Source organism: Streptomyces sp. NPDC060002 (assembly GCF_042737245.1).
In the GTDB taxonomy this organism is placed as follows: domain Bacteria; phylum Actinomycetota; class Actinomycetes; order Streptomycetales; family Streptomycetaceae; genus Streptomyces.
Genome location: NZ_JBHWUW010000013.1, coordinates 65684 through 91168 on the forward strand (window position 1 = coordinate 65684; position 25485 = coordinate 91168).

The window sequence follows — 25485 nt, forward strand, 5'->3', positions numbered from 1 at the left end:
GGGCCCGTCAGTGCGCGGTGGGTCGTCCCCCGTGCCAGGGGGCGGCATCGGGGTCTCGGAGCCGGAGCGTTCGTCGGCGGCTGAGGGCGGAGTCGGCTGATGCATGCGGTGACTTCTTCTGCTCTCTGTGCGCCTCGGACATGGTCGCGGCCGGGTGGACGGCTCCGGCAGGGCGGTGCGCTGCGGCGGCACGAGCCGTTCAGGCGTTCCGCCACTCAGGTGAACGGGGCGGGACTCCCCCAGGTCACGCCCCGTGGCCACACGGCCCACCGAATGGCGGCCGGATCCGGACAGGCCGGGCCGGCTCCGGGGCACGCTGGGCCGGCCGGGACGCGTGTCCGGCCATGGGCGCTCACCAGGCACGGCAGGCTGTTTACCCGGCTTCGGTCACCGTCCGCCCACGAGGGACACCGTGTTCACCACCACGGCAGGGTGGGGTCATCCCTTCCCCATGGTGTCGTCGCTGTCGGACCTCAGGCCTTCCGAGGAGTCGTCGCGGCGCCGCGTGGAGGCCTTCCCCACCGGGCGGGTGCGGGAACCTCCTCGGCTCGGCGCGGCAGGGCGCGTGATGTGCGGCCTCGGCGGCTTGGCGCGAAGCTCGTTCGTTCCCCGTGCCCGGCGTTCCGGTTGCCGGCCTTCTTCCGCTCCGGCCACAGCCTGTGCGCGACCCGCGCCGGCATCGGTGGGGCGGACGCGGCGACGCCTGCGAGCCGGCGTGAGGGCTGATGTCGGCACAGGTTCTGATGCGCAGATGGCCGGAGGGTGCGGGACGCAGCCGGAGGTGCCCCCCTCTTCACCGGGTCGGTCCTCGTGTTCGGCTTCGCCGGAGCCGTCTACGTCGTTCGGTTCGCCGGAGCGGTTCCCTTCGCCGGAGCAACCGCGCTGATCGGGGCAGCTCCTCTTGCCGGGGTGGTTCTCCATTTCTGGACACCGGAGATCGGTGGACGCGTCTCCCCACTCGGTTGCGCACAGGCCTGCGCGGAACACCGTCCCGCCGGTGTCCTGTGGGCCCTCGAAGCCTTCGGAGTCCTCGGCCTCGGCCGCCTCGCCAGGTGTCTCCACTGCCGTGGGCATTCCGCGTCCCTCGCGCTCGGTGCGCAGGCAGCGTCGTACCGACTCGGGGTCGAGGCCTTCGTTGCAGGCCTGGTGCAGGAGGCGGGCGAACAGATAGTCCGGGTCCGCTCCCAGGGCCATGGCGAGGGCCTCCCTCGCCTCGAGTTCATCGCCGCTGGACCAGGCGACCCAGCCTGCGAGGGTGAGAGGCGCCGCCGCGTGTTCGCCGTAGGGCCCGACACAACGCCGCGACAGCGCCCGCCAGAGACGCAGGGCGGGGGCCGCCTCGTCGCCCTCCATCCACCCCGCCGCCCGGTCACGCGTCACCCGGTCCTGAAGGCCGAGAATCAAAGCCGCGGCTTCGTCGAATCCGAGCAGTTCGTCGTCTCGGCGGTCCGCGATGAGAGCACCCGGCACGACGGGCGTCTCGGCGAGGCGGCGCACCAGTCGTCCGGCCAGTTCGAGCGTCTCCTCGGCCACCGCCGCGCGACTCGCCTCGTCGAGGATCCTCGGGACGAGCGCCATGCCGGCGGTGTCCAGGGCGACCTCCTGCTCCAGCGCGGCACCGGTCTCCAGGGGCAGCAGTCGGGCGCGCAACTCGCGCAAGGTGCCCCTGACCTGGATCCCCGCGTAGGTCGCGGCCGCGGCCAGCACTGAGGTGCCGGGCAATCCCATCGCCCCCCCTTCGACCGGACAGCAGCCCTTGCCCCCGCAGCAGTACGACCAGAAACGGCCGTCGGAGATACAGAGCGCCTCGATCACGGGGACATCGAGGCGGCCGCATTCGAGACGTAGCCGGTGGGCCAGCGGCTGAAGCCGCTCCATGACCTGACGGCCCGTCTCCCCCTTCCCCGGTTCCTGGCAGAGGTAGGCGACCATGTTCGCGGGACGGATACCACGGCGTTCGCTGCCCTTCACAAGCCCTTGCGCCAACTGCTGGGCGACGGCTTCCCAGTCGTCCGGGTTCGCGGGAATGCCGAGCCGGGCCCGGCCGCCGAACCGGCCTCGCCCGCCGCGGTCGTGCAGGGCGACCAGGACGATGCTGTCTTCCGGCCGGTACCCGAGCAGATAGGGCAGGGCGTCGGCCAGCTCCCCCGGAGTCCGCAGGGTGACCTGGTGGTCGGCGGCACGTGCGCCGTACCCGACATCTCCGTCGTACATCGTGTGGCTGACATAGTCCGGGCGCTCACGTCCGTCCCGTCCGGTGATGTCGCCGTTTTCGGAGGATCCAGTGGTCTCGCTGTGATTCGTCATGCGCCGACGATCTCGCGGATCACAAGGTTCCGCTTAGCCTGTGGATAAGTACGATCAGGAACACGTCAGACATCCGGGGTGGACGGGCCGCAGCACCGCCGAGCGAGGCCCCGCTCCTTCCCGCCGCTGACCGGATTGTCAGCGCCGTCCTGTTGTATGGGGGCATGGAGCACACGAGCAACGCGGATCTCCGGGCCGACGCCGACGCCGTCCTCGCCCGCCTCGTCGGGGACGACACGGGCGTGGCCCGGCTGCGGGAGGATCAGTGGCGGGCGATCGAGGCGCTGGTCGCGGACCGGCGCCGGGCCCTGGTCGTGCAGCGGACGGGGTGGGGCAAGTCCGCCGTCTATTTCGTGGCGACCTCGCTGCTCCGCGCCCGTGGTTCCGGCCCCACGGTGATCGTCTCTCCGCTGCTCGCCCTGATGCGCAACCAGGTCGAGGCAGCGGCCCGGGCCGGTATCCACGCACGGACGATCAACTCCTCGAACACCGAGGAGTGGGACACCGTGCAGGACGAGATCGCCGCCGGCAAGGTCGACGTCCTGCTGGTCAGCCCGGAGCGGCTCAACAACCCGGACTTCCGTGACGAGGTGCTGCCCGCACTTGCGGCCGCGACCGGACTGCTCGTGGTCGACGAGGCCCACTGTATCTCCGACTGGGGCCACGACTTCCGCCCGGACTACCGTCGGCTGCAGACCATGCTCACCGATCTCCCGCCGGGCGTACCGGTGCTCGCGACGACCGCGACCGCCAACGCACGCGTGACCTCTGACGTCGCCGAACAGCTCGGCACCGGCGGCACCTCGGACGCCCTGGTGCTGCGCGGCCCGCTGGACCGCGAGAGCCTCAGCCTGAACGTGCTGCGGCTGCCCGACGCCGCCCACCGGATGGCGTGGCTCGCCGACCATTTCGACGACCTCCCCGGCTCCGGAATCGTCTACACGCTCACCGTCGCCGCCGCGGAGGAGGTCACCGCCTTCCTCCGGCAGCGCGGCCACATCGTCGCCTCGTACACCGGACGCACGGAGAACGCCGACCGGCAGCAGGCCGAGGAGGACCTGCTGGCCAACAAGGTCAAGGCGCTGGTCGCCACCTCCGCGCTCGGCATGGGCTTCGACAAGCCCGACCTCGGATTCGTCGTGCACCTGGGCTCGCCCTCCTCCCCCATCGCGTACTACCAGCAGGTGGGTCGCGCCGGTCGCGGTGTGGAGCACGCGGAGGTGCTGCTGCTGCCGGGGAGGGAGGACGAGGCGATCTGGGAGTACTTCGCGTCGCTCGCCTTCCCGTCGGAGGAGTTGGTGCGCCGCACACTGGATGTCCTCGCGCGTGCGGAGCGGCCCGTTTCGCTGCCCGCCCTGGAACCCTTGGTGGAACTGCGCCGCTCCCGTCTGGAGACCATGCTCAAGGTCCTCGACGTGGACGGGGCGGTCAAGCGGGTCAAGGGCGGCTGGCTCGCGACCGGACAGCCGTGGAGGTACGAGACCGAGCGGTACGAGTGGGTCGCCAAGCAGCGCAAGGCCGAGCAGGAGGCGATGCGGCAGTACGCGTCGACGACGGACTGCCGGATGGAGTTCCTTCAGCGCCAGCTCGACGACGAAGGCGCCAAGCCCTGCGGCCGCTGCGACAACTGCGCGGGGGCGCGTTACGCCGCCGAGACGTCCACGGCCGCACTGGACGCGGCGCGAGTGGACCTGGGCCGCGCGGGCGTCGAGGTGGAGTCCCGCCGGATGTGGCCGACCGGACTCCCGGCGATCGGCGTGGAGCTCAAGGGGCGTATTCCGGCCGGTGAGCAGGCGTCGACCGGGCGTGCGTTGGGGCGCCTCTCCGACATCGGCTGGGGCAATCGGCTGCGCCCGATGTTCACCGCCCAGGCTTCAGACGAGCCGGTTCCGGACGATGTGGCGAAGGCCGTGGTGGGAGTGCTGGCCGACTGGGCGAAGGGGCCCGGCGGTTGGGCCTCCGCGGTGGCCGACGCCTCGCCGCGCCCGGTCGGCGTGGTCACCATCGCCTCCCGCACGCGACCGCGGTTGATCCACTCGCTTGGCGCGCGCATCGCCGAAGTCGGCCGACTGCCGCTCCTGGGCTCGGTGGAGTACACCACTGACGCTTCGCCGATCTCCCGGAGCAACAGCGCCCAACGCCTCAAGGCGCTCCACGGCATGCTGGAGGTGCCGTCGGCGCTCGCCTCCGCGCTCACCGAGACCCCAGGGCCCGTTCTGCTCGTGGACGACTACACCGAGACGGGCTGGACCCTCGCGGTCGCGGCCCGGATGCTCCGTCGTGCGGGTGCGCAAGGGGTGTTGCCCCTGGTACTGGCTGTGCAAGGCTGACCACAGATGGCGACCGACGAAGCCCGCTTCGAGCGTCCCCGGCCGCCTGCCGGTGGCGCCTCGGCGTCCGTGTGCCGTCGAATCCGCCGCTTCGGAAGCGCGTCCGAGGCGTGAGCTGCCGGCGCACGTGTCCTTCCGCGAATCACTGGGTAAGGATATAAGTCACTCATCGTCACATAACGGTCGGTGGCCCCAATTGCTCGTTGCCGCATCCAAGTTCGGCAGGAAGAATTGAGTTCCGCTCCCCGCACGGCTCGCCCGTAGTCCGGTAGGGCTCTGCTGCGGCGTGCGCTCCCCCGAACCCGACCCGCCCGCAGTGTGGGCCGTAGCCGAAGGGAGGATCGTGACCTTCGGATTCGCTCCGTCCTCGGCGGCATCGTTGTCGACGTCCACGTCCGCCACCTCCGCCACCCGCTTGCTCGAACCCGCCGAATGGGCGGCGGCCGGCATCCCGCTGCTGCGCAACCCCCGGGAAGTGGTCAGCGGACTGCACTCGCGGCACCGGCCACGGCCGGCCACCGCGATCGTGGCCGTGCTCGACCCGGACGAACGCGTGCGGGCCAGCGCCTCGTTCACCAGGCGCCAGGCATCGACCGACGGCTGGATGTTCCGCAACGCCCTGCTCGCCCAGCTGCGCCGGGTCATCCCGCACGACCTTCGGCTGCGCACCCCCGTGCGCACCGCCGTGCTGCTCTACTGCCGTGACGGCGACGCGCGCTGGACTGAGGAGGACGGGGCGTGGATGTGGGGCCTGCGAGATGCCTGCACATTGCACGGACTGCGCTGCGGGGCGTACATCACTCTCACCCGGGACGGCTGGCAGGTCCTCGGCGAGGGGCGCGGAGGCCGTCGGCCCCACGCGGATTCGGCTCCGGAACCCTTCGCTCTGTCCGAGGCCCCACCGCTGCTGCCCCGGACCGGCGGCGCCGCCTCGGAAGTATTGCGTCGCGCGGCAGCCCGCTGAGAGGCGGCCGGTCGGCCAGAACCCGCAAAAGAACGTCGGCCCCCGGGAGCCACAAACCCCCCGGGGGCCGACGTACATCGTCGCGTGCCGAGACCTGAGCCGTCCGCACCGGATCGGACCGCAAGGGCACACGACAGAGGCGCCGCACCAGCGACGCCTCCGTGGGCCCGGTACCTCCCGGCCTACCGGACCCGGCTCAGACGTCCGCGCCCAACGCCGCGTTGATCTGCTGCGGGTCGCCACAGACGATCAGCAGGCCGGCCGCCCGAGCGCGGGCCAGCGGCAGCACGGTGGTGGCCACGGTGTCGGGTCCGCCGTTGACGGCGACCACGACGACGGGACGCACGCCCGCCCGGTCCACCACAGCGGCATCCGCGTAGAAGACGTCGTCTCCCGCGTCGTGCTGCGCCCAGTAGGGCGCCTCACCGAAGGTCAGTTCATGGGTGGCCCAGGGGTGCTGCTCGCCGGTGGTGATCACCAGCACGTCCCCCGGAGTACGGCCCGAGTCCAGGAGGAGGTCCACAGCCTCCTCGGCGGCGTCCAGCGCGCCCTCGGCCGAGGCCGGGACCAACTGGACCTGGGGAGTCGCCGAACCGGACGCGGCGACGACAGGGGCGGCCGGGGCCGAGGGCCCGGGCTTGGCGGCCACGTCACGCGGCGCGCGTTGCGCCGGCGGCGTGGGCCGGACGGGTCCTGGACGACCGGGACGCGACGGAGCCGCGGGACGGGGTCCGGGTACAGGTCGAGGGGTCGGCGCTGTGCGGCCGCTGGCCGGAGTGGCGCGAGGACCCTGGGCACTCTCGTGAATCTGAGGCTCCTGGGGAATGAGAGGCATGAGCTGTTGTCTATCAAACGTTGGTGCGGGAAGCGCCAGCGGGTGGCACATCAGTGCGACCGGAATCGTCAGAAATCGAAGCCGAGTTGACCTTCGACTCCCGGAACGCTCCCGATCGCCCACGTGCGGGCCTTCTTGAGGTGCCGCCACTGGGGCAGCGCATCAAGATACGCCCACGACAACCGGTGGAGCGGAGTGGGTCCCCGCTCCTCCAGTGCGGCCTTGTGCACGGGCGACGGATACCCGGCATTGTCCGCAAAACCGAAGTCTGCATGGTCGATGCCCAGTTCGGCCATCATTTTGTCGCGCTGGACCTTGGCGATCACCGAGGCCGCCGCCACCGCCACGCAGGACTGGTCACCCTTGATCACCGTACGGACCCTCCACGGGGCGCCGAGATAGTCGTGCTTCCCATCGAGAATCACCGCGTCCGGGCGGACCGGGAGGGCCTCCAGAGCCCGCCCGGCGGCAAGCCGGAGCGCGGCGGTCATCCCGAGGTCGTCGATCTCCTCCGGGGAGGCGTGCCCCAGGGCGTGGGACGTCACCCACGTCAGCAGCTCGTGCGAGAGCTCGTTACGCCGCTTGACGGTGAGCAGCTTGGAATCGGTGAGGCCTGCGGGGGGCCGACGGAGTCCGGTGACGGCGGCGCAGACGGTGACGGGTCCGGCCCAGGCACCGCGGCCCACCTCGTCGACACCGGCAATGACCTTCGCTCCGGTCGTGGCGCGGAGGGAGCGCTCGACGGCGTGAGTGGGTGGTTCGTACGGCATGGCGCCCTTAGATTACGCCGCCCGGATCCCGTCGCGACACCCCGGTCTGCGCCGCCCCCTCGCCGACCGGGCGCAGGTGCACCGAATCCGCGCTCAGGGCATGTCCGGGCGCAGCAGCGGCAGCATGAGCCCGTCGATCATCTCATCGAGCTCACGATCATTCCATTCGCATCCGCACATCTTCGACCGGTACATCATCATGGCTGGGATGGCATCGAAGACATAGCCGTTCGCCGCGTCGGGCCGCACCTCACCTCGCTCGATTCCGCGGGTGACAACCTCGTGCAGGAGTTTCACGGTCGGTTCCACCACTCCCTCGATGATCAAGGTGTGGAAGCGTTCGGCCTGGATCGGATCGCATTCGTGAATGATCGAGCGCAGCGCGAAACCGGGGCGGGAGAACATCGCGTCACGTGCGTCACGGCACAGCGCCATCAGATCCTCACGCACGCCGCCCAGATCGGGTACGGCATCCAGCCGGGGCAATCCGGCCCGCAGGGCGTCCGCGACAAGCGCCTCCTTGGACGGCCAGCGGCGGTAGACGGCGGCCTTGCCGGTCTGGGCGCCGGCCGCCACCCCCTCCATCGTGAGGCCGTTCCAGCCGACGGTGCCCAACTGCTCCAGCGTGGCATCGAGAATCGCACGTTCGAGCACGGCGCCGCGCCGGCGGGGAGAGGACGCCCGAGCGGGGGCGGCCGTCCAGCGCGAAGTAACCATCCGAGTGTCTCCAGCGAGCAGAGGAAGCGGGGATCAGGGGGTGGAGCGATGCTCTGCGCGACCGCGGCGGGGGACACGCCGAGAGGCGACGCCGCGAGTGAACGCTTGCGTTCACTACGAAGAACTCACTACCGTTGACGGGCCAGTGAACGCCATCGTTCACTAATGCTCTTGTGGGGGACTCATAGTGACAACCTCTCAGCTGACCCAGAACCAGAAACGCGGAGCGGCCCGTCGGGAGGGACACCCCGGCATCGCACTCACCGTGATCGCGGCCTGCCAACTCATGGTGGTGCTCGACGCGACGATTGTGAACATCGCGCTCCCGCACATTCAAGACTCGCTCAAGTTCAGCACCACCGATCTCACCTGGGTGGTCAGCGCCTACACGCTCACCTTCGGCGGCCTGTTGCTGCTCGGCGCCAGAGCGGGTGACATCCTCGGCCGGCGACGAGTGTTCATGGCCGGCATCCTTCTCTTCACCTTCGCCTCGCTCCTGGGCGGACTGGCGCAGGAACCCTGGCAGTTGCTCGCCGCACGCGCCCTCCAGGGCGTGGGAGGCGCCATCGCGTCGCCCACCTCGCTGGCGCTCATCACCACCACGTTCCCCGAGGGACCAGAACGGAACCGGGCCTTCGGCGTCTTCGCCGCGGTCTCCGCGGGCGGCGGCGCCATCGGTCTGCTCGCGGGCGGCATGCTCACCGAGTGGCTCGACTGGCGCTGGGTGCTGTTCGTCAACGTGCCCATCGGCATACTCATCGCCTTCGTCACGCCCCTCTACATCAGCGAGTCCGAGCGTCACCCCGGACGCTTCGACATAGCCGGCGCGCTGACCTCGACGCTCGGCATGGCCTCGCTGGTCTACGCGTTCATCCGCGCGGCGGAGGAAGGCTGGCGGGACGGCGTGACCCTCGGCGCCTTCGCGGTCGCGCTGGTCCTGCTGGTCGCCTTCGTGTTCACGGAGGCGCGGGCCAAGGAGCCGATCACTCCGCTGAAGATGTTCGCCGACCGCAACCGCTCCGGTACGTACGTGATCATGCTGAGCCTCGCCGCGGCCATGTTCGGCATGTTCTTCTACATCGTGCTCTTCGTGCAGAACGTGCTGGGCTACAGCCCGATCAAGGCGGGCCTCGCCTTCCTCCCCGTCACGGTCGCCATCGCGGCGGGCGCGGGACTGTCGCAGCGCTTCCTGCCTACCGTCGGCCCCAAGCCATTCATGATCGTCGGTTCCGCGCTGGTGGCGCTCGGCCTCACCTGGCAGGCCTTCATCAGCCCCGACAGCTCCTACGTCGGCGGGGTGCTCGGACCGATGGTGATCTTCGCCTTCGGCATGGGACTGAACTTCGTGACGGTGACGGTCACCGCTGTCTCGGGTGTCGCCCCGCACGAAGCGGGCGCCGCGTCCGGCCTGCTCAACGCCACGCAGCAGGTGGGAGGTTCGCTCGGTCTGTCCATCCTCACAACCGTCTTCGGTACGGCCAGCAAGGACGAGGCGGAGAAGCAGTTGCCGAAGTTCCTCATGGACGGAACCCCGGAACAGAAGGCGGAGTTCGCCAAGACGCACCAGTTGCCCGCTCCCTGGGGGCACGAGGTACTCGCCCACGGCATCTCGACGGCCTTCGTCCCGGCCGCCGCCATGGCCGCGCTCGCCCTGGTGACGGCGTGGTTCGTCATCCGTATCCGGAAGAGCGACCTGGAGGCACTGTCCGGCACGGCGGGCCCCACGGCCGGCTGACGGGACGGCGCCGCCGGCCGGCCCGGGAATGTCACCGCCTGTCACGCCGAGGGCGCGTCCACCGCTTCCGGGTCGGCCCGCGCGGTCTCTCCGTACCGCCGCCGACATGATCGCCAACAGGTCGAACCGCACGCCCACCCCCTAGGTTGTCCACGGTCACCCGCACGCACAGGTCACACAGCGGATGCCCGAACAACGCACGGGCGGTCACGCAGAGTTCCCATCGGGCACCGAGAGTTCTCAGCGGCCCGCCGCACCACCTCGCCCCCCGCGGCGACGCAGGCCCACGGTCAGGCGCAAGGCGCTCGCCTGTCGGGCGTCAGGCGTCAGGCGTCAGGCGTCAGCTCAGGCTTCGGGCATCACGTCGCGTGCGGGTATCCACCCCGGCAACGCCTCCACCTGCCGCGCCCACGCCTGCGGTGGAGTCCCCGCCTTGCCGGACGCGAGTATGCCGCCCACGATGGCGCAGGTCGTGTCCACATCGCCGCCGACCTGCGCGGTCGTCCAGAACGCCGTCTCGTAGTCGCCAAGGGCACGCGCCGCCGACCAGACCGCGAAGGGGACGGTGTCGTGGGCCGACGTCCGTCTGCCGCAACCCAGCACCGCCGCGACGGTGGCCGCGTCGGCGTAGTCGAGCATGTCCCTGGCCCGCCGCAGACCGGCACCGACGGCACTCTTCGGGACAAGGGCGACGACGCCGTCCAGGAGCGCCTCGGCGGTGGGCGGCCCTCCCGGGGCGCCGACCAGCGCGGCGGCCGCGGCGACGGCCATGGCCCCGACCACGGCCTCCCGGTGCTGATGCGTGGGATAGGCGGAGATCTCGGCCTGATGGGTCGCCTGCTCGGGATCGTCCGCGTACCAGGCACCCAGCGGCGCGACGCGCATCGCGGCGCCGTTGCCCCAGGACCCCTGCCCGTTGAACAGGGCGGCCGCCAGCTCACGCCAGTCGGCGCCCTCCCTGACCAGCCTCAGCAGCCGGTTGACCGCCGGACCATACCCGCGGTCGAAGTCGTGGTGCCGCGCGAAGGACTGGGCCAGCGCGTCCTGGTCGATGCGATGGTGGGCGGCGAGGACGGCCACCACGGAGCAGGCCATCTCCGTATCGTCGGTCCACTGCCAGGGACCGGGCGGCAGCTCACGGCGCTGGAGCAGCGGATAGTTCACCGGCACGAAAAACTGCGAGCCCAGCGCGTCGCCCACGGCGAGGCCGCGCAGGCTTGCCAGCGCGCGCTCCAGGCGCCGGTCGGGAGAGGAGTCAGCGGTCATCGCTCTGCCACCCTATCCGGTGATTCCGTACGGTTCCGGGTCTCGCCAGCGGTTGAAGGGCCGGTCGAGCGTGTACCTGTCGTCGTCCCCGAGAACGAGCATGCGCATCTCGGCGTTCCCCGGATTCGCGAGGGACTCGAATTCCGCGACCGTCCAGTGGAACCAGCGCATGCAGAACAGACGCATCGCGAGGCCATGGGTCACGATGAGCACGTTCGGCGGGTGGTCGGGGGCCTCGAAGCTACGGAAGAGGCTCTCCAGGAAACCGCCGACCCGGTCGTAGACGTCGGCGCCGCTCTCACCCTGCGCGAAACGGTAGAAGAAGTGCCCGTAGGCGTCCCGGTAGGTCTTCTGCAGCCGTACGTCGTCGCGGTCCTGCCAGTTTCCCCAGTCCTGCTCGCGCAGCCGGGGCTCCTCACGTACGCGTATGCGGTCGGGGTCCAGGTGGAAGGCCCGGAGCGTCTCATGCGTACGCCGGTAGGGGGAGACGTACACGCTGACCTGCTCGCGGCCGAACACCTCCCGCAGGCTCTTTCCCGTCTCCTCGGCCTGCTGCCAGCCCCGCGAGGTCAGGGCCAGTGCATGGTCGGGTTCACGCTCGTAGACGGTGTCATCAACATTGCCCGTTGACTCCCCGTGCCGGACAAGGACGATGCGCCGTGGTCGTGCCATGCCAAAACCCTAGATCGGGTGACGGCCGATCGAGCACTCGTACGGCCTCCATACAGCGTAGGTCACACAAATCCCGCACCAGAAAGCGCATACAACGCATGATCGACGAGCCCGCCGGTAGGTCCGGTTTTCAAACCGTCCACGTCGACTCGAGTTCGACGATGTCGCCGGTGAGGGAGGATATGTCCGCCTCCGTCTGGGCGCGAAGCGCGAGCCGCTCCACGCGTTCGGTTCGGTACTTTCCGTGTTCGGCCGCCGAGCGCCACATCGAGAGCACCATGAACTCGTGCCCGGGAGCCTCGGCGAACAGCCCCCGGATCATGCCGGGCGAGCCGGCCATGGCGGGGTTCCACACCTTCTCCTGCATGAGGGAGAAGTGCTCGGCGCGTTCCTCGTGGACCCGGCAGAGTGCCACCCGCAGCAGGTCGGAGTCGGTGAAGCGGGGCTCGAAACCCGTCTTCACGTCGAAGCGGTAGTCGAACAGCCGTACCTGGGCGTCCTTGAAAGTGCCCGACTGAGTCGCCGCCAGCCGGTCATGGGAACGCGCCATGAAGGAGTCGTAGAAGGCACGGCTCTCCCAGAACGCGAAGACATGCGCGACGGAGGGCCGCGCCCTGCTCCAGCCCCCGCCCTGTCCCCGGAACCCCGGCTCCCCCAGAAGCCCCGCCCACTTTCGCTGTCCCCGTTCGAAACCGCGGCGGTCCACCACGGTGCAGCGAATCCACTTGACCAGCACCGCGCCATGGTAAGGCCAGTGGGCGTGGCGTTGGTCACCCTCGTTCACAGTGCGGCGCTGCGACGGCGTACGCGCGCGTGGCAGGATGGACAACCGGCCCTGTAATTCTGCGGGTTCAGTGCAATGTCAGACGGGGAAACGGGGAGGGGAATTCCGGTGAGCGGCCTCAACAAGGGAATCCGCAAGGTCGAGATGGCGCTGAAGTGGGACCCGAGTCCGACGGGGGAGCCGCCTACCGACCTGGACATCGTGGCCGCGACCTACCTGGAGAGCGATCCACATGGCGCACCCGCCTATGTGGTGCACTTCGACAGCCGCTCCCCCGACGGAACGATCTATCTCAACCGGGACAGCAAGGACGGCAAGGGCTTCGGCTGGGACGAGGTGATGACGCTGGAGCTCGACCGCCTGGACGTGCGGTACGCGCGCGTGGTCGTCGGTGTCGTCATCCAGCAGAACCCGGAGCACCGGACGTTCGTCGGTGTGCTCAACCCCGGCTTCCGGATACGGGAGGGCTACACCGTCCTGGACGAGGACGACTTCGCAGGCGTCCTCGGTGCCACCGCGGCGACGGTCGGGGAGTTCCTGCGCGAGTCGTCCGACGGCTGGTCGTTCCACCCCGGCGTCCAGGGCTTCGAGGACGACCCGGCGACGTTCACGAGGACCATGGGCCAGGTGCGCCACTCCTGACGGCACGAAGGACGCCACCGAGCCCTCGGGGCCGGTGGAGCCTCCGGAAAACACCGAGGGCGGCGGAGCCGGGAACCGGCTCCGCCGCCCTTTGTCAGGTCATCGCGACCTGACCGGCGCGGCTGGGATACTGGCGGAGACCACTTATTCCTGGGGTGTCGTATTCCTCGCCTCAACCGCGCTTCATGCTCGACGTCGCGGGCCTGGCCAGGGGTAGCCGAGCTGATCGGCGAACTCCTTTGAACCGCCGCAAACCTCAGCGACCTCGCGGGGGTCTTCGGCCGTGAGACGCGCCTCGAAGCGCTCTGCTTGGTCACCCGGGTCGTCCCCGGAGACCGGAAACGTCATCCTGAACTGAAGCCAGGGACGATCTTCTCTGATCGCGGAACGGCTGGGATGGAACAGGAAGACGCTGATCTGGTCAGGTTCCCAGTGCCAAGCTGAGACGGCTCCCAGTTCGCATTCCCAGGTCGTCAGCCAACCGACACGCTCCCGGAGCCGTTCCTCCAGAAGCCTGGCGACTGTTCGGGCCGGCCACTCCCAACTGTGGTCGGTCGCGGCCCGGCGAACCTCCACGTCGTACTGATTGACGTCGAATCGAAGCTCTGGGAGGTCGACATCGTCCTCATCCGGGTTGCGCCAGCCGCTCCAGACCACGTGCTGTCCTTCGCGCCTGATGGTCACGTAGACAGCGCCGCAGCATCCTTCCGTGCACTCGGCCTCGGCAAGCCGAACCTCGCGGGGCGTGTCTGTCGCGTGAAGCCGCGCGTCCGGCCCCAACAGATACCGAGGGTCATCCGCCGGCCCCTCATCGAACACGTCGGCCAGGATGTCTCGTCCGTTGATGATCGGTCGGCATTCCACGGTGCCGTGTCGGCTTCCCAGCGGAGGCACGACGATGCGGAGGGACAGCAGATGCGGTTCTCTGGTCATGGGCTGATGGTTTCGGAGTTAGTGGCGGTTGTCCTGCGTGTTTCTGCTTGAAGAGGGACGGGCGACTCCGTCCTGGACATTCTTGCCCGGAGGCATCCACATGTCGTGGGCTCGGGCGGCGAGGTAGTCGGTCCAAGAGGTCTTAGCGAATCCTGACCAGCGGACGGCAGTGTTGGGATGGAGGCCAAGGACGCTGGCGAGGACCGGCGCGGGCAGGTCGCCGGCGAGCGCGGCCAAGGCCGCGTTCCGGGCTGGCCGGGTGTCGATGCCGTGGGGCAGGAGTTTCGAGCTGAGGCCGGTCTGCGAGGTGGGGCGGCCGGGGACGAGGCCGGGGAAGAGCCAGGGCTCGCCGCGGTTGGTGCGCGTGAGAGCGGCCCGGGTGTGGGGTGCTTCGGCCAGCTGGTGGAGGAGACTGGCGAGCCGGGGTGGCAGCAGGATCGGGTGCCGGTCGACGGTGAGGTAGCTATTGCCGTCGCGGCGGGTGAGTTGGGTCGCGGTGAGGTGCCGGACGTGGGACGCGTGCAGGCCGAAGAGCAGGATCAGTGCGCCTGCGGCCCGGGTGTCCAGGGCCATGCTGGAGTCGGTCAGACACAGTTTCAGCAGCTTCCAGCGGCCTTCTTCGTCCATCAGCTGGCTGGGCTGCTGACGCGGGATGGAGGGGACCATGAGCTTGCCGGTGAGACCGCGGCTGGCGGTCCAGGACAGGAAGTAGCGGATCGCGTAGGTGCGGGTGTTGCCCGCATCCAGCCAGCGGTCGAGGCCGTCTTGTCGAAGTCCGCCCAGGTCGAGGCTCTGCTCGTCGAGCCAGGCGAGGAACTCTAGGGCCACCAAGACGCGGGTGCGGAGGAACGAGCCCGGTTCCGCTGGGCGGCGTCGCTGGGCGGCGCGTCTTCGGGCTCGTCGCAGCAAGTGCCAGTGCGCATAGGGACGGACCAGATGGACGTGGCCGGTGGGGCGGTCGGCGAGGACCGTGTCCAGCCAGGCGGGGATGCGATCGAGTTCCTCATCGCGCTCCGGAAGGGCGCCGAGGTGCACGAGGGTGTGGCGGACGTAATGCAGGTGTCGGCTGGGCGGGAGCTGATCGAGCCGCTGGTGGGTGATCGGTTCGCCGGAGGCGGCCAGGCTGGTGAAGAGGGCGGCGTTCGGGCTGCGCTTGAGCCAGTGCAGGATGCCGCGGGGTCGTTCAGCCAGGGCGAGAGCGTCCCGCAGCGGCTGTAGCGGTGCCGGGATGTGCCCGTCGGGGCCAGACAGCAGTTGCTGGAGGCGGATAGTGAGGACGCAGCGGGCGCACTGCGTGTCGGCGTAGGTCCGGCCGCCGAGTCCGCAGGCGCGGCAGGTGTAGTCGAAGGCGGTGCCCGCGCATGCTCCGCAGATCCTGGTGCCGTCCTCGGCGATGCCGATCAGTGGCTGGTGGCGGCCGCAGTCTGCGCAGGTCGCGGGCGCGTCCAGCACGACGGTGTAGCAGGTCGAGCAGACCGGGCCGATTGGCCAGCGGGTGTGGACGCGGCGGGTCCGCCCGCAGCGGCAGCACTCCTGGGTCAGCCCCGGGCGGCAGGTCCGGCAGGTCCATGCGCCGTCCGTCCCTCGGTGGCAGGGGCGGACTTGCCCGCAGGTTGAGCAGGTGTTGGTGGGCCCGTTGTAGCAGTCCTCGCAGATGTCCGGCCGCGAGCCGGTGGCCCGTCGAGCGATGCGTCGTACTTGTCCGCAGCGGCCGCATTCCCTGACCGGCTTCTGTTGCCGGTGGTGGCAGGACGCACAGATCGGTCCCTCGGGACCGTTCGACTTGGCCGGGCCGAGGGCGCCGCAGCTCAGGCAGGTGTACTCGGGGCCGGTCCAACAGGACGCGTAGATCGGCGAGTTGTCCGGGCGGCGGGTGACCGGCATGCGGAGTTGGCCGCAGGCGACGCATTCTTCGACGACGTCCGGGTCGACGCGGTAGCAGGAGTAGCAGATGAGGCCCTCGGCCCGGCGTGCGGCGAGCCGGGTGTCGGTGCGGCCGCATCGATCACAGGTGCCTTTGCTGCTGCGGGCGGAACAGTTGATGCAGAGACGTCCGTTGGGGCCGAGCCGTGGGAGGTCCAGGTTGGATCTTCGGCAGTCGGTGCAGGCCGGCCGGACCACGGCTGTGTGTCCCGTGGTGTGCAGGACCTTGGCGAGGCGGACGATGACAGGCGGGCAGTGGGCTTCGCCGGAGATCAGGGCTGTGGGGTGGTCGGCGAGGTGCTGGTCGAGGTCGCGGAGCGGGGTGCCGCGGGCGGCCCGTGCCTCGGAGACAGCCTGAACGGCCTCCGCTCGGTCGAGGCCAGGCAGTGAGGCGGTGAGCGCGGTGATCACGCGGTCCAGAGCGGCCTGTCGCTGTTCGGCTCGCTGGCGGTCGCGGGCCTTGGTCATAGTCCCTCGGGTCGGCGGATCGTGGTCCGGCGGGCAGTCGGCAGCGGCCGGACCGGTGCTTCGTCTGCGGTCTTGCGAATCTCCTCGTTGACGACCCGGACTTCGATGAGATCGCCGGGCTGGCAGCCGAGGATGTCGCAGAGCGCCGCGAGGGTGTCCATCGACAGCCGCTGCGGGGGCTGGGTGACCAGGCGGAATACCTGTTCCCGGGACAGAGTGATGCCTCGCTCGGCGAGTGGGCCGACCAGGTCGGTGGTCTGGAACATCTGCCGGGTGGCCATGATCTGCCGCAGATGCCAGTGGTAGCCCATCTTCTTGATCACGTCTTGTCGTCCTCCCAGAGATCGCCGTGGCGTTCCTTCAACACCCGCTGGAGCAGCCGGTTGCGGTACTCGTCCGAGACACCGGTGTAGATGGCGGTGGTGCTGGCGTAGGCGTGGCCGACCTGGTCCTGGACGAACCGCTCGGGGTAGCCGAACTCCACGAGATGCGTGACGTAGCTGTGGCGAAGCCCGTGCAAGTCGAGTTCTTCGGGCAGGCCCGCGGCTTCGCGGGCGGTCTCGAAGGCTTCGTCCAGGCGTCGAGCGGACATCCGGCCGCGGCGTTCGGTGATCCAGAGGGCTGGGTGCTTTCCCGGGGCGAAGACCGGGCGGACCTCCTCCAGGTACTGGTCGAGGAGGTCAACGCTCCAGTCCAGTTCGGGGACGGTCAGGACGGTGCGGCGCTTAGGTGGCCCTCCCTTAGAGGACTTTCCGTAGCGTACGAACAGGCCGCCAAACCGGCCGTACTGCGGCATCTTCGGATTCCGCCGCAGGTCAGCCAAGTCCAACCCGCAGGCTTCCTGACGGCGAAGCCCGTAGGCGTAGACGGTCTTGAGGAGGATCGCGTCCCGAAGGGCGGCGAGTGAGCCCTTGCGGCGCCGGGCCCGGATCTCGTCAACCCGTGCGTCCGCCGCGTCGAACAGGGCCTGAACCTCGTCGTAGGTCAGCGGGCGCCGACCAGCGTCGCCCTCGTATTCGCTGCTGTGGGTGACAGTGTTCCACTCGTGCAGGATCTGCACGGGCGCCTGGCCGAAGCGTTCCAGGCAGCGCGCAGGCCAGCCGTAGCGAGCGTCAGTGGTGTACTCGCAGAACATCCGGAGCGCGTTCTGGTAGTTCCGCCCGGTGGAGACCGCGAACTTCTTCCGCCGCGACCTCAGATGGTCGATGAACGCCTCGACCTCGGCGGGCTCCCACTGCCAGGGGTACTGATTGGTGAACTCCGCAAACCGCCGCACCACCGACAGCCGCGGCTTGATCGTCCCGTCTTCGTCCAGGAACCGGGTTCTTTGCTGCCGGGCCCAGCCGTCCAGCATCGCCTCGAAAACCGCTGGCTCCGGTTCCAGATGCACGACGCCGTCGGCCAGCATCAGGTGCGCGGCACCCGGCAGATCCACCCCTCGACTCACGATGCATTCAACGCAACATCGTTGAATCGGTTACGGCGGCGTGCCTGGCCAGCGGAAACGGGGCTGGCCGCCCCGGGTGTAGGCCCGGGACAGCCAGTATCACTTCTTCTTGGTCTTGCCGGTCTTCGTCTGCGACAACGCGCTGGCCGCCACAGACTTCTGCGCCGGGGTCGACTTCGGGCTGGTCAGCTGCTTGCTGGCCTTCGCGGCGACCTTCTTGCTGGTCTGACGCTTGTTCGTCATGTTCATCACTCCCTTCCTGGTTGCTTTTGCATCGCAGACCAGGACGTGATGTCATGCAGGCTCCTACACGCGCAGGACATTACGTTCCTGACTGCAACGACCGCCCGGCCCCCTACAAGGCTGGGCGTTCGTCATTCCAGGGGCTTGCGCCCCCGGAACGATCTCTTCTCGCGCCTTCGGCGCGACGCGTGTTCTCAAACGCAGTCGTGGTGTACCAACTGCGGAAAGGGAGGGGCGTCAGCCCAGGGCTGACGCCCCTCCCTCACAGAGATCACGCTTCAGGTTCAGCTACGCCGGGTGTTGCATCCGACGCAATTCCGCCCGGTATCAGCTGCAACCGCTGGTCGAACCGCAGCCCTCGCAGATGTAGCAGGAACCGGCCCGCTGCATCTTCGTACCGCAGGAGAAGCACAGCGGGGCGTCGGCCTGGATGCCCAGCTGCATCTCCACCAGCTCGGCACTGGTGTGGGCCTGCTTCGGGGCGGGCTCGGCCACCTCGACGTCTGCCTTGGGCGTGGCGACGGCCTTCAGGTCCGTCTGACGCGGAGCCGACTGCGCGAGCCCCTCCACGTCCACGTTCTCCTCCTCGAAGCTCGGCTCGTACGAACCGGTCTCCAAGTGGCGCTGACGCTCCTCGGCGGAGTGGATGCCGAGCGCGGAACGCGTCTCGAAGGGCAGGAAGTCGAGCGCCAGGCGACGGAAGATGTAGTCGACGATCGACTGCGCCATCCGCACGTCCGGGTCGTCCGTCATACCGGCCGGCTCGAAGCGCATGTTGGTGAACTTCGAGACGTACGTCTCCAGCGGCACGCCGTACTGGAGGCCGACGGAGACCGCGATGGAGAAGGCGTCCATCATCCCGGCGAGGGTCGAACCCTGCTTGGACATCTTCAGGAAGACCTCGCCGAGACCGTCGTCCGGGTAGGAGTTGGCGGTCATGTAGCCCTCGGCGCCGCCGACCGTGAAGGAGGTCGTGATGCCGGGACGGCCCTTGGGCAGACGCTTACGGACCGGGCGGTACTCGATGACCTTCTCGACCGCGGTACGGATCGTCTCCTCGGCCTTCGCGGTGACCTCGGTCTTCTCCTTCTCCTTGGTCTTCGCGGAGAGGGGCTGGCCGACCTTGCAGTTGTCGCGGTAGATCGCGAGCGCCTTCACGCCGAGCTTCCAGGCCTCGAAGTAGATCTCCTCGACCTCCTCGACGGTCGCCGTCTCCGGCATGTTGACCGTCTTGGAGATGGCACCGGAGATCCAGGGCTGGATCGCGGCCATCATGCGGACGTGGCCCATCGGGGAGATGGCGCGCTCGCCCATGGCGCAGTCGAACACCTCGTAGTGCTCCGGCTTGAGACCGGGGGCGTCGATCACGTTGCCGTTGTCGGCGATGTGGGCGACGATCGCCTCGATCTGCTCCTCCTGGTAACCCAGGCGGCGCAGGGCCTGCGGGACGGTGCCGTTGACGATCTGCATCGAGCCGCCGCCGACCAGCTTCTTGAACTTGACCAGGGCGAGGTCGGGCTCGACGCCGGTGGTGTCGCAGGACATCGCCAGACCGATGGTGCCGGTCGGGGCGAGTACGGACGCCTGCGAGTTACGGAAACCGTTCTTCTCACCGAGACGCAGCACGTCCTGCCAGGCCTCCGTGGCGGCGGCCCAGACGGAGCTGTCCAGGTCGTCCGTGCGGACGGCCACCCCGTTGGCGTCGGAGTGCTGCCTCATGACGCGGTTGTGGGCGTCGGCGTTGCGGGCGTAGCCGTCGTACGGGCCGACGACGGCGGCCAGTTCGGCGGAGCGGCGGTAGGCCGTGCCCGTCATCAGGGAGGTGATGGCGCCGGCCAGGGTGCGGCCGCCGTCGGAGTCGTAGGCGTGGCCGGTGGCCATCAGCAGGGCGCCGAGGTTGGCGTAGCCGATGCCGAGCTGGCGGAACGCGCGCGTGTTCTCGCCGATCTTCTCGGTCGGGAAGTCAGCGAAGCAGATGGAGATGTCCATCGCGGTGATGACGAGCTCGACGACCTTCTGGAAGCGGTCGGCCTCGAAGGACTGGTTGCCCTTGCTGTCGTCCTTGAGGAACTTCATCAGGTTCAGCGAGGCGAGGTTGCAGGACGTGTTGTCCAGGTGCATGTACTCGCTGCACGGGTTCGACGCGGTGATCCGGCCGGACTCGGGGCAGGTGTGCCAGTTGTTGATCACACCGTCGTACTGGATGCCCGGGTCGGCACAGGCCCACGCGGCCTCGGCGAGCTTGCGGAAGAGCGCCTTGGCGTCGACCTTCTCGATGATCTCGCCGGTCATACGGGCGCGTAGGCCGAACTCGGTGCCGTTCTCGACGGCCGTCATGAACTCGTCGTTCACGCGGACGCTGTTGTTGGCGTTCTGGTACTGGACGGACGTGATGTCGTCGCCGCCCAGGTCCATGTCGAAGCCCGCGTCGCGCAGAGCGCGGATCTTCTCCTCTTCCTTCACCTTGGTGGCGATGAAGTCCTCGACGTCCGGGTGGTCCACGTCGAGGACGACCATCTTGGCGGCGCGACGGGTGGCTCCACCGGACTTGATGGTGCCGGCGGAGGCGTCGGCACCACGCATGAAGGAGACCGGTCCTGAGGCGTTGCCACCGGAGGAGAGGAGCTCCTTGGAGGAGCGGATGCGGGAGAGGTTCAGGCCGGCGCCGGAGCCGCCCTTGAAGATCATGCCCTCTTCCTTGTACCAGTCGAGGATCGACTCCATGGAGTCGTCGACGGCCAGGATGAAGCAGGCGGAGACCTGCTGGGGCTGCGGGGTACCGACGTTGAACCAGACGGGGCTGTTGAAGCTGAAGATCTGGTGCAGGAGGGCGTACGCCAGCTCGTGCTCGAAGATCTCGGCGTCGGCGGGCGAGGTGAAGTACTTGTGGTCCTCACCGGCCTTCCGGTACGTCTTCACGATGCGGTCGATCAGCTGCCTGAGGCCGGTCTCGCGCTGAGGGGTGCCCACGGCACCCCGGAAGTACTTGCTGGTGACGATGTTGACCGCGTTCACCGACCAGAAGTCGGGGAACTCGACGCCACGCTGCTCGAAATTGACCGAGCCGTCGCGCCAGTTGGTCATGACGACGTCACGACGCTCCCAGGCCACCTCGTCGTAGGGGTGCACGCCGGGGGTCGTGTGGATGCGCTCGATGCGCAGGCCCTTGGTGGTCTTGGTGCCCTTGGCTCGGGAACCTCGTGCCGGACCGCTCGCCGTCTCTGTCATGCCGCCTCCCTCTACGGGCGAAAACGCCCTAAAATGCCACGTTGTTCCCGTGACACGGTGTTCTGTCTTGTGCTGTGGGCATCCACGCGCTATCGCCCACAGCAGGTCTTGGTCCGCCGGCGCCCGGCCGTCCCCGGACTCGAAACCCCGGTTCCGGCGCTCGGGTCAGTCGGCGGCGTGGGCGGGCTCGGGGACCTGCACGGTCCCACCGGGCCCGTCTTCGCCCTCCCGGCTCCCCACGACAGCCCCCGCAACGCCCTCGCGGTCGTCGTCGTCCGCGGCGGGGCGTGCCGTCTGGTTCCTGAGTTCCGCGATGGCGGCCTCGAAGTCCTCGAGCGAGTCGAACGCCCGGTAGACGGAGGCGAATCGCAGATAGGCGACGAGGTCGAGCTCCTGCAACGGGCCGAGTATCGCCAGCCCCACGTCATGGGTGGTCAACTCGGCGCTTCCGGTGGCCCGCACCGCCTCCTCGACCCGCTGGCCGAGCTGAGCCAGAGCGTCCTCGGTGACAGGCCGCCCCTGACATGCCTTGCGCACGCCATTGATGACCTTGATACGGCTGAAGGGCTCGGTGACTCCGGACCGCTTCACCACCATGAGCGAGCACGTCTCCACGGTCGTGAAACGACGGGAGCAGTCAGGGCACTGGCGACGCCTGCGGATCGACGTGCCGTCATCCGTCGTACGGCTGTCGACGACACGGCTGTCGGGGTGCCTGCAGAAGGGGCAGTGCATGAACTCCAACCCTCCTCAGAGCAGACTCAATGGCCTCGCCGGACCTCACTGGCCCCTCGAAGCAGCCTCAAGCATAGGGGATCCATGAGTATCCGAAGACACCGGGGACCACAACTTCTGGGCCGCTGGTGCAATCCAACCACTACATATGGGGGCTTGGCTCATACATCCAGGCTGTATCGCGTGTCGTGTCCGACGACCTCACCGCTCGCGATTCCACCGTCACGCCCAGCACCCGAAAACCACCCGTGCACGCGCGTGCAGCCGCGTCGGCGCGGCGGATACGGCGATACCGTGGGCGCCACAGGGAGGAGTGGTGGGACTCTCGCGCAGAGCGGGGCCGATCCTCGGCCCGCGGAGCGCCGGATGACAGACTGGGGCCGCGCCTCGACTACGCCAGCAGTCCCGGCGGTGGAGAGTACGACAATAAGCCCTTTTGTCTGCCGGGCGACATGTTGGCCATACACCCAGACACATGATCAAGGCACGATATCCACGCTTTTTCACTCGAACGTGTGTTTGGCGCAACCTTTCGAAAGCAACTACCGTTGTCCAGCAGGGAGACAATCGAGAGGGGCCGACGTGACCACCACCGCAGACAGTGCCACCATCACTGCCCAGGACCGCTCCCAGGGCCGACTCGAGCCGGTGCATGCGATGAACGAAGCCACGAATCCCGAGGGACACAAGCGCTCTCTGCCTGGGCGACCTCCAGGCATCCGCGCCGACAGCTCGGGACTCACCGACCGGCAGCGCCGAGTGATCGAGGTCATCAGGGACTCCGTACAGCGGCGCGGCTACCCGCCGTCCATGCGGGAGATCGGTCAGGCGGTCGGCCTGTCCAGCACGTCCTCGGTCGCCCACCAGCTGATGGCACTGGAGCGGAAGGGCTTCCTGCGCAGGGACCCGCACCGGCCCCGCGCCTACGAGGTGCGAGGTTCCGACCAGGCCAGCTCCGCGCAGCCCACGGACACCGCCGGCAAGCCCGCCGCGTCGTACGTCCCGCTGGTCGGCCGCATCGCCGCCGGTGGCCCGATCCTCGCCGAGGAGTCGGTCGAGGACGTCTTCCCCCTCCCGAGGCAGCTGGTGGGCGACGGCGAGCTGTTCGTGCTGAAGGTCGTCGGCGACTCGATGATCGAGGCCGCGATCTGCGACGGCGACTGGGTCACCGTCCGCCGCCAGCCCGTCGCCGAGAACGGCGACATCGTGGCCGCGATGCTGGACGGCGAGGCCACCGTCAAGCGGTTCAAGCGCGAGGACGGCCATGTGTGGCTCCTCCCGCACAACTCGGCCTACGAGCCGATCCCGGGCGACGACGCGACCATCCTCGGCAAGGTGGTGGCCGTACTCCGTCGCATCTGAGTACGGCGGCGGACGGGACGCCTCCGTCCGCTCCCTGAAACTGGGCCCCGGAATCCCTGCGCCGATTCCGGGGCCCTGTGCTGTGCCAGAGCTGAACCATGAAGGAGGGGGCCGGCGGCGGAACGGCCCCCTCCTTCACTGTGCCTCCGCCTGCTTGGCCATCGCATCGATCGCCGCGAGCGACTTGCGAACCTGATTGCGGTCCGTCGTGTACCAGAAGTCCGGCAGGGACGCCTTCAGATAGCTCCCGTAGCGGGCCGTCGCCAGCCGCTGGTCCAGTACGGCGACCACACCACGGTCCCCCGACGCCCGTACCAGTCGGCCCGCACCCTGGGCCATCAGCAGCGCCGCATGGGTGGCCGCGACGGCCATGAAACCGTTGCCGCCGGCATCCTCCACCGCCTTCTGGCGGGCGCTCATCAGCGGGTCGTCCGGGCGCGGGAACGGGATCTTGTCCATGACGACCAGCTGGCAGCTGGCACCCGGCACGTCGACACCCTGCCAGAGCGACAGCGTGCCGAAAAGGCATGTCTTCGGATCCGCCGCGAAGTTCTTGATCAGCTCACCGAGTGTCTCCTCGCCCTGGAGCAGGATCGGGAACTCAGGTACACGCGTGCGCAGTTCTTCGGCGGCGAGTTGCGCGGCCCGCATGGAGGAGAACAGGCCGAGGGTGCGTCCGCCGGCCGCCTGGATCAGCTCGGTCAGTTCGTCCAGCATGTCGCCGCGGTCGCCGTCCCGCGCGGGACGCGACAGGTGTTTGGCCACATAGAGGATGCCCTGCTTGGGGTAGTCGAAGGGCGACCCCACGTCGATGCCCTTCCACTGCGGGACGTCCTCGCCCTCGGTGCCCTCCGGGGCCAGTCCCATCGAGGCACCCACACCGTTGAAGTCCCCGCCCAGTTTCAGGGTCGCCGAGGCCAGGGTCACGGAGCGGTCGGCGAAGAGCTTCTCCCGCAGCAGGCCCGAGACGGACATGGGCGCGACACGCACAGAGGCGCCGAAACGGTCGTGCCGCTCGTACCAGACGACGTCGTACTCGGAGCCGTTGACGATCCGCTCCGCCACATCGTGCACGCTCTCCACGGACGCGAGGGCCTGCTTGCGGACCGCGTCCTCGTCCTGGACGGACTTGTCGCGGGTCGCGCCGATGGCCGAGATGACGGTCCGCGCGGCGTCACGCAGCGCCATGAGGGCGTACCCGAGATCCTCCGGAACCTCCTCCAGACGGCCAGGCAGCGCCAGTTCCATGATCCGCTCGAAGCCCTCGGCGGCGGTCTGGAGCTGGTCGGCGGCCTTTTCGTTGACCAGCTTCGCCGCCCGGCGTACGGCCCGGTTGACCTGGCCGGGAGTGAGCTCGCCGGTGGCCACACCGGTGACCCGCGAGACCAGCTCGTGCGCCTCGTCGACGATCAGCACCTCGTGCTGCGGAAGGACCGGCGCACCCTCGATGGCGTCGATGGCGAGCAGTGCGTGGTTGGTGACCACGACCTCGGCGAGCTTGGCGCGCTCGCGGGCCAGCTCCGCGAAGCACTCGGCGCCGTAGGCGCACTTCGTGGCTCCCAGACACTCGCGGGAGGACACCGACACCTGCGCCCAGGCCCGGTCGGAGACACCCGGCGTGAGGTCATCCCGGTCACCGGACTCGGTCTCGTCCGACCAGTCCCGCAGCCGGAGCAGGTCCTGGCCCAGCTTGCTGGTGGGTGCGGCCGCCTCGAACTGGTCGAAGAGGCCCTCCTCCTCGTCCTGCGGGACTCCTTCATGGAGTCGGTGCAGGCACAGGTAGTTCGACCTGCCCTTGAGCATCGCGAACTCCGGGCGACGGCGCAGCAGCGGGTGCAGCGCGTCGACCGTACGCGGCAGGTCCCGCTCCACGAGCTGGCGCTGCAGGGCCAGCGTGGCGGTCGCGACCACGACGCGCTCCCCGTGCGCGAGTGCGGGCACGAGGTAACCGAGCGACTTACCGGTGCCGGTGCCGGCCTGGACCAGCAGATGGGATCCGTCGTCGATCGCCTCGGCGACGGCTTCGGCCATGGTCACCTGGCCGGGACGCTCCGTGCCGCCGACAGCGGTGACAGCAGCGTGCAGGAGTTCGGGGAGTGAGGGCTTCGTCATAGCGCGACCACC

At 69.0% G+C, this 25485-nt stretch carries 20 protein-coding genes; 5 read left to right on the forward strand and 15 right to left on the reverse strand.

Annotated features, from left to right (window positions below; translation table 11 throughout):
• Window positions 1–438 precede the first annotated feature (438 nt).
• Window positions 439–2307 (reverse strand): DUF4192 domain-containing protein, encoded by a 1869-nt coding sequence (locus ACFWBD_RS14805; protein ID WP_385666938.1) that lies wholly within the window; start codon window positions 2305–2307, stop codon window positions 439–441.
• A gap of 164 nt (window positions 2308–2471) precedes the next feature.
• On the opposite strand from ACFWBD_RS14805, the gene ACFWBD_RS14810 reads away from it, so the two are divergent.
• Both ACFWBD_RS14810 and ACFWBD_RS14815 read left to right on the forward strand, forming a co-directional pair.
• On the forward strand, window positions 2472–4637 hold the full coding sequence (locus ACFWBD_RS14810) for a RecQ family ATP-dependent DNA helicase (RefSeq protein WP_385666940.1): 2166 nt from the start codon (window positions 2472–2474) through the stop codon (window positions 4635–4637).
• A 343-nt stretch (window positions 4638–4980) separates the two neighbouring features.
• Window positions 4981–5601, forward strand: a complete 621-nt coding sequence (locus ACFWBD_RS14815) for a hypothetical protein (protein WP_385666942.1) — start codon at window positions 4981–4983, stop codon at window positions 5599–5601.
• A gap of 196 nt (window positions 5602–5797) precedes the next feature.
• Here the strand turns inward: ACFWBD_RS14815 and ACFWBD_RS14820 are convergent, their stop codons facing one another.
• The 3 genes from ACFWBD_RS14820 to ACFWBD_RS14830 form a co-directional block, all read right to left on the reverse strand.
• Window positions 5798–6436: a hypothetical protein gene (locus tag ACFWBD_RS14820; RefSeq protein ID WP_385666944.1), complete on the reverse strand. Its 639-nt coding sequence runs from the start codon at window positions 6434–6436 to the stop codon at window positions 5798–5800.
• A gap of 68 nt (window positions 6437–6504) precedes the next feature.
• Window positions 6505–7206, reverse strand: a complete 702-nt coding sequence (locus ACFWBD_RS14825) for a ribonuclease HII (RefSeq protein WP_385666946.1) — start codon at window positions 7204–7206, stop codon at window positions 6505–6507.
• 93 nt (window positions 7207–7299) lie between these two features.
• Window positions 7300–7923: a TetR/AcrR family transcriptional regulator gene (locus ACFWBD_RS14830; RefSeq protein ID WP_385666948.1), complete on the reverse strand. Its 624-nt coding sequence runs from the start codon at window positions 7921–7923 to the stop codon at window positions 7300–7302.
• Window positions 7924–8110: 187 nt separating this feature from the next.
• Between ACFWBD_RS14830 and ACFWBD_RS14835 the strand changes: the two genes are divergently transcribed.
• The gene (locus ACFWBD_RS14835) at window positions 8111–9658 is read left to right on the forward strand and encodes an MFS transporter (RefSeq protein WP_385666950.1); all 1548 of its coding nucleotides are present in this window, start codon (window positions 8111–8113) and stop codon (window positions 9656–9658) included.
• Between the two features lie 345 nt (window positions 9659–10003).
• On the opposite strand, the gene ACFWBD_RS14840 is transcribed toward ACFWBD_RS14835, so the two are convergent.
• From ACFWBD_RS14840 to ACFWBD_RS14850, 3 genes are all read right to left on the reverse strand, one after another.
• Window positions 10004–10924, reverse strand: a complete 921-nt coding sequence (locus ACFWBD_RS14840) for an ADP-ribosylglycohydrolase family protein (RefSeq protein WP_385666952.1) — start codon at window positions 10922–10924, stop codon at window positions 10004–10006.
• A gap of 12 nt (window positions 10925–10936) precedes the next feature.
• Window positions 10937–11596: a histidine phosphatase family protein gene (locus ACFWBD_RS14845; RefSeq protein WP_385666954.1), complete on the reverse strand. Its 660-nt coding sequence runs from the start codon at window positions 11594–11596 to the stop codon at window positions 10937–10939.
• Between the two features lie 130 nt (window positions 11597–11726).
• Window positions 11727–12332: a YdbC family protein gene (locus ACFWBD_RS14850; protein WP_351766193.1), complete on the reverse strand. Its 606-nt coding sequence runs from the start codon at window positions 12330–12332 to the stop codon at window positions 11727–11729.
• A gap of 156 nt (window positions 12333–12488) precedes the next feature.
• On the opposite strand from ACFWBD_RS14850, the gene ACFWBD_RS14855 reads away from it, so the two are divergent.
• Window positions 12489–13022: a TerD family protein gene (locus ACFWBD_RS14855; protein ID WP_385666956.1), complete on the forward strand. Its 534-nt coding sequence runs from the start codon at window positions 12489–12491 to the stop codon at window positions 13020–13022.
• Between the two features lie 183 nt (window positions 13023–13205).
• On the opposite strand, the gene ACFWBD_RS14860 is transcribed toward ACFWBD_RS14855, so the two are convergent.
• The 7 genes from ACFWBD_RS14860 to nrdR all read right to left on the reverse strand — a co-directional run bounded on the left by ACFWBD_RS14860 (window position 13206) and on the right by nrdR (window position 21999).
• Entirely contained in the window at window positions 13206–13955 is a 750-nt protein-coding gene (locus ACFWBD_RS14860) for a hypothetical protein (RefSeq protein ID WP_385666958.1), read from the reverse strand.
• A gap of 18 nt (window positions 13956–13973) precedes the next feature.
• Window positions 13974–16346 carry an XRE family transcriptional regulator gene (locus ACFWBD_RS14865; protein ID WP_385666960.1) on the reverse strand — a complete coding sequence of 791 codons (2373 nt, stop codon included), beginning with the start codon at window positions 16344–16346 and terminating at the stop codon, window positions 13974–13976.
• The gene (locus ACFWBD_RS14870) at window positions 16343–16669 is read right to left on the reverse strand and encodes a helix-turn-helix transcriptional regulator (protein WP_352024104.1); all 327 of its coding nucleotides are present in this window, start codon (window positions 16667–16669) and stop codon (window positions 16343–16345) included. The genes ACFWBD_RS14865 and ACFWBD_RS14870 overlap by 4 nt, the downstream gene beginning before the upstream one ends.
• Window positions 16666–17754: a tyrosine-type recombinase/integrase gene (locus ACFWBD_RS14875; protein ID WP_385666962.1), complete on the reverse strand. Its 1089-nt coding sequence runs from the start codon at window positions 17752–17754 to the stop codon at window positions 16666–16668. The genes ACFWBD_RS14870 and ACFWBD_RS14875 overlap by 4 nt, the downstream gene beginning before the upstream one ends.
• Window positions 17755–17892: 138 nt before the next feature.
• Entirely contained in the window at window positions 17893–18036 is a 144-nt protein-coding gene (locus ACFWBD_RS14880) for a hypothetical protein (RefSeq protein WP_167358901.1), read from the reverse strand.
• Window positions 18037–18363: 327 nt separating this feature from the next.
• Window positions 18364–21264, reverse strand: a complete 2901-nt coding sequence (locus ACFWBD_RS14885; protein ID WP_385666964.1) for a vitamin B12-dependent ribonucleotide reductase — start codon at window positions 21262–21264, stop codon at window positions 18364–18366.
• A gap of 165 nt (window positions 21265–21429) precedes the next feature.
• Complete coding sequence (nrdR, locus tag ACFWBD_RS14890; RefSeq protein WP_385666966.1) at window positions 21430–21999, reverse strand: transcriptional regulator NrdR; 570 nt, start codon at window positions 21997–21999, stop codon at window positions 21430–21432.
• A gap of 582 nt (window positions 22000–22581) precedes the next feature.
• On the opposite strand from nrdR, the gene lexA reads away from it, so the two are divergent.
• Window positions 22582–23361 carry a transcriptional repressor LexA gene (gene lexA, locus ACFWBD_RS14895; protein ID WP_385666968.1) on the forward strand — a complete coding sequence of 260 codons (780 nt, stop codon included), beginning with the start codon at window positions 22582–22584 and terminating at the stop codon, window positions 23359–23361.
• Between the two features lie 135 nt (window positions 23362–23496).
• On the opposite strand, the gene ACFWBD_RS14900 is transcribed toward lexA, so the two are convergent.
• Window positions 23497–25473, reverse strand: a complete 1977-nt coding sequence (locus ACFWBD_RS14900) for an ATP-dependent DNA helicase (RefSeq protein WP_385666970.1) — start codon at window positions 25471–25473, stop codon at window positions 23497–23499.
• Window positions 25474–25485 lie beyond the last annotated feature (12 nt).

What these genes read in the sequence shown, in the direction of transcription:
- ACFWBD_RS14865 (WP_385666960.1), bottom strand. Translation starts at nt 16,346, where the DNA reads ATGACCAAGGCCCGCGACCGCCAGCGAGCCGAACAGCGACAGGCCGCT.
- ACFWBD_RS14845 (WP_385666954.1), bottom strand. Translation starts at nt 11,596, where the DNA reads ATGGCACGACCACGGCGCATCGTCCTTGTCCGGCACGGGGAGTCAACG.
- ACFWBD_RS14875 (WP_385666962.1), bottom strand. Translation starts at nt 17,754, where the DNA reads ATGCTGGCCGACGGCGTCGTGCATCTGGAACCGGAGCCAGCGGTTTTC.
- ACFWBD_RS14825 (WP_385666946.1), bottom strand. Translation starts at nt 7,206, where the DNA reads ATGCCGTACGAACCACCCACTCACGCCGTCGAGCGCTCCCTCCGCGCC.
- ACFWBD_RS14860 (WP_385666958.1), bottom strand. Translation starts at nt 13,955, where the DNA reads ATGACCAGAGAACCGCATCTGCTGTCCCTCCGCATCGTCGTGCCTCCG.
- ACFWBD_RS14900 (WP_385666970.1), bottom strand. Translation starts at nt 25,473, where the DNA reads ATGACGAAGCCCTCACTCCCCGAACTCCTGCACGCTGCTGTCACCGCT.
- ACFWBD_RS14810 (WP_385666940.1), top strand. Translation starts at nt 2,472, where the DNA reads ATGGAGCACACGAGCAACGCGGATCTCCGGGCCGACGCCGACGCCGTC.
- ACFWBD_RS14880 (WP_167358901.1), bottom strand. Translation starts at nt 18,036, where the DNA reads ATGACGAACAAGCGTCAGACCAGCAAGAAGGTCGCCGCGAAGGCCAGC.
- ACFWBD_RS14820 (WP_385666944.1), bottom strand. Translation starts at nt 6,436, where the DNA reads ATGCCTCTCATTCCCCAGGAGCCTCAGATTCACGAGAGTGCCCAGGGT.
- ACFWBD_RS14805 (WP_385666938.1), bottom strand. Translation starts at nt 2,307, where the DNA reads ATGACGAATCACAGCGAGACCACTGGATCCTCCGAAAACGGCGACATC.
- ACFWBD_RS14840 (WP_385666952.1), bottom strand. Translation starts at nt 10,924, where the DNA reads ATGACCGCTGACTCCTCTCCCGACCGGCGCCTGGAGCGCGCGCTGGCA.
- ACFWBD_RS14885 (WP_385666964.1), bottom strand. Translation starts at nt 21,264, where the DNA reads ATGACAGAGACGGCGAGCGGTCCGGCACGAGGTTCCCGAGCCAAGGGC.
- ACFWBD_RS14830 (WP_385666948.1), bottom strand. Translation starts at nt 7,923, where the DNA reads ATGGTTACTTCGCGCTGGACGGCCGCCCCCGCTCGGGCGTCCTCTCCC.
- nrdR (WP_385666966.1), bottom strand. Translation starts at nt 21,999, where the DNA reads ATGCACTGCCCCTTCTGCAGGCACCCCGACAGCCGTGTCGTCGACAGC.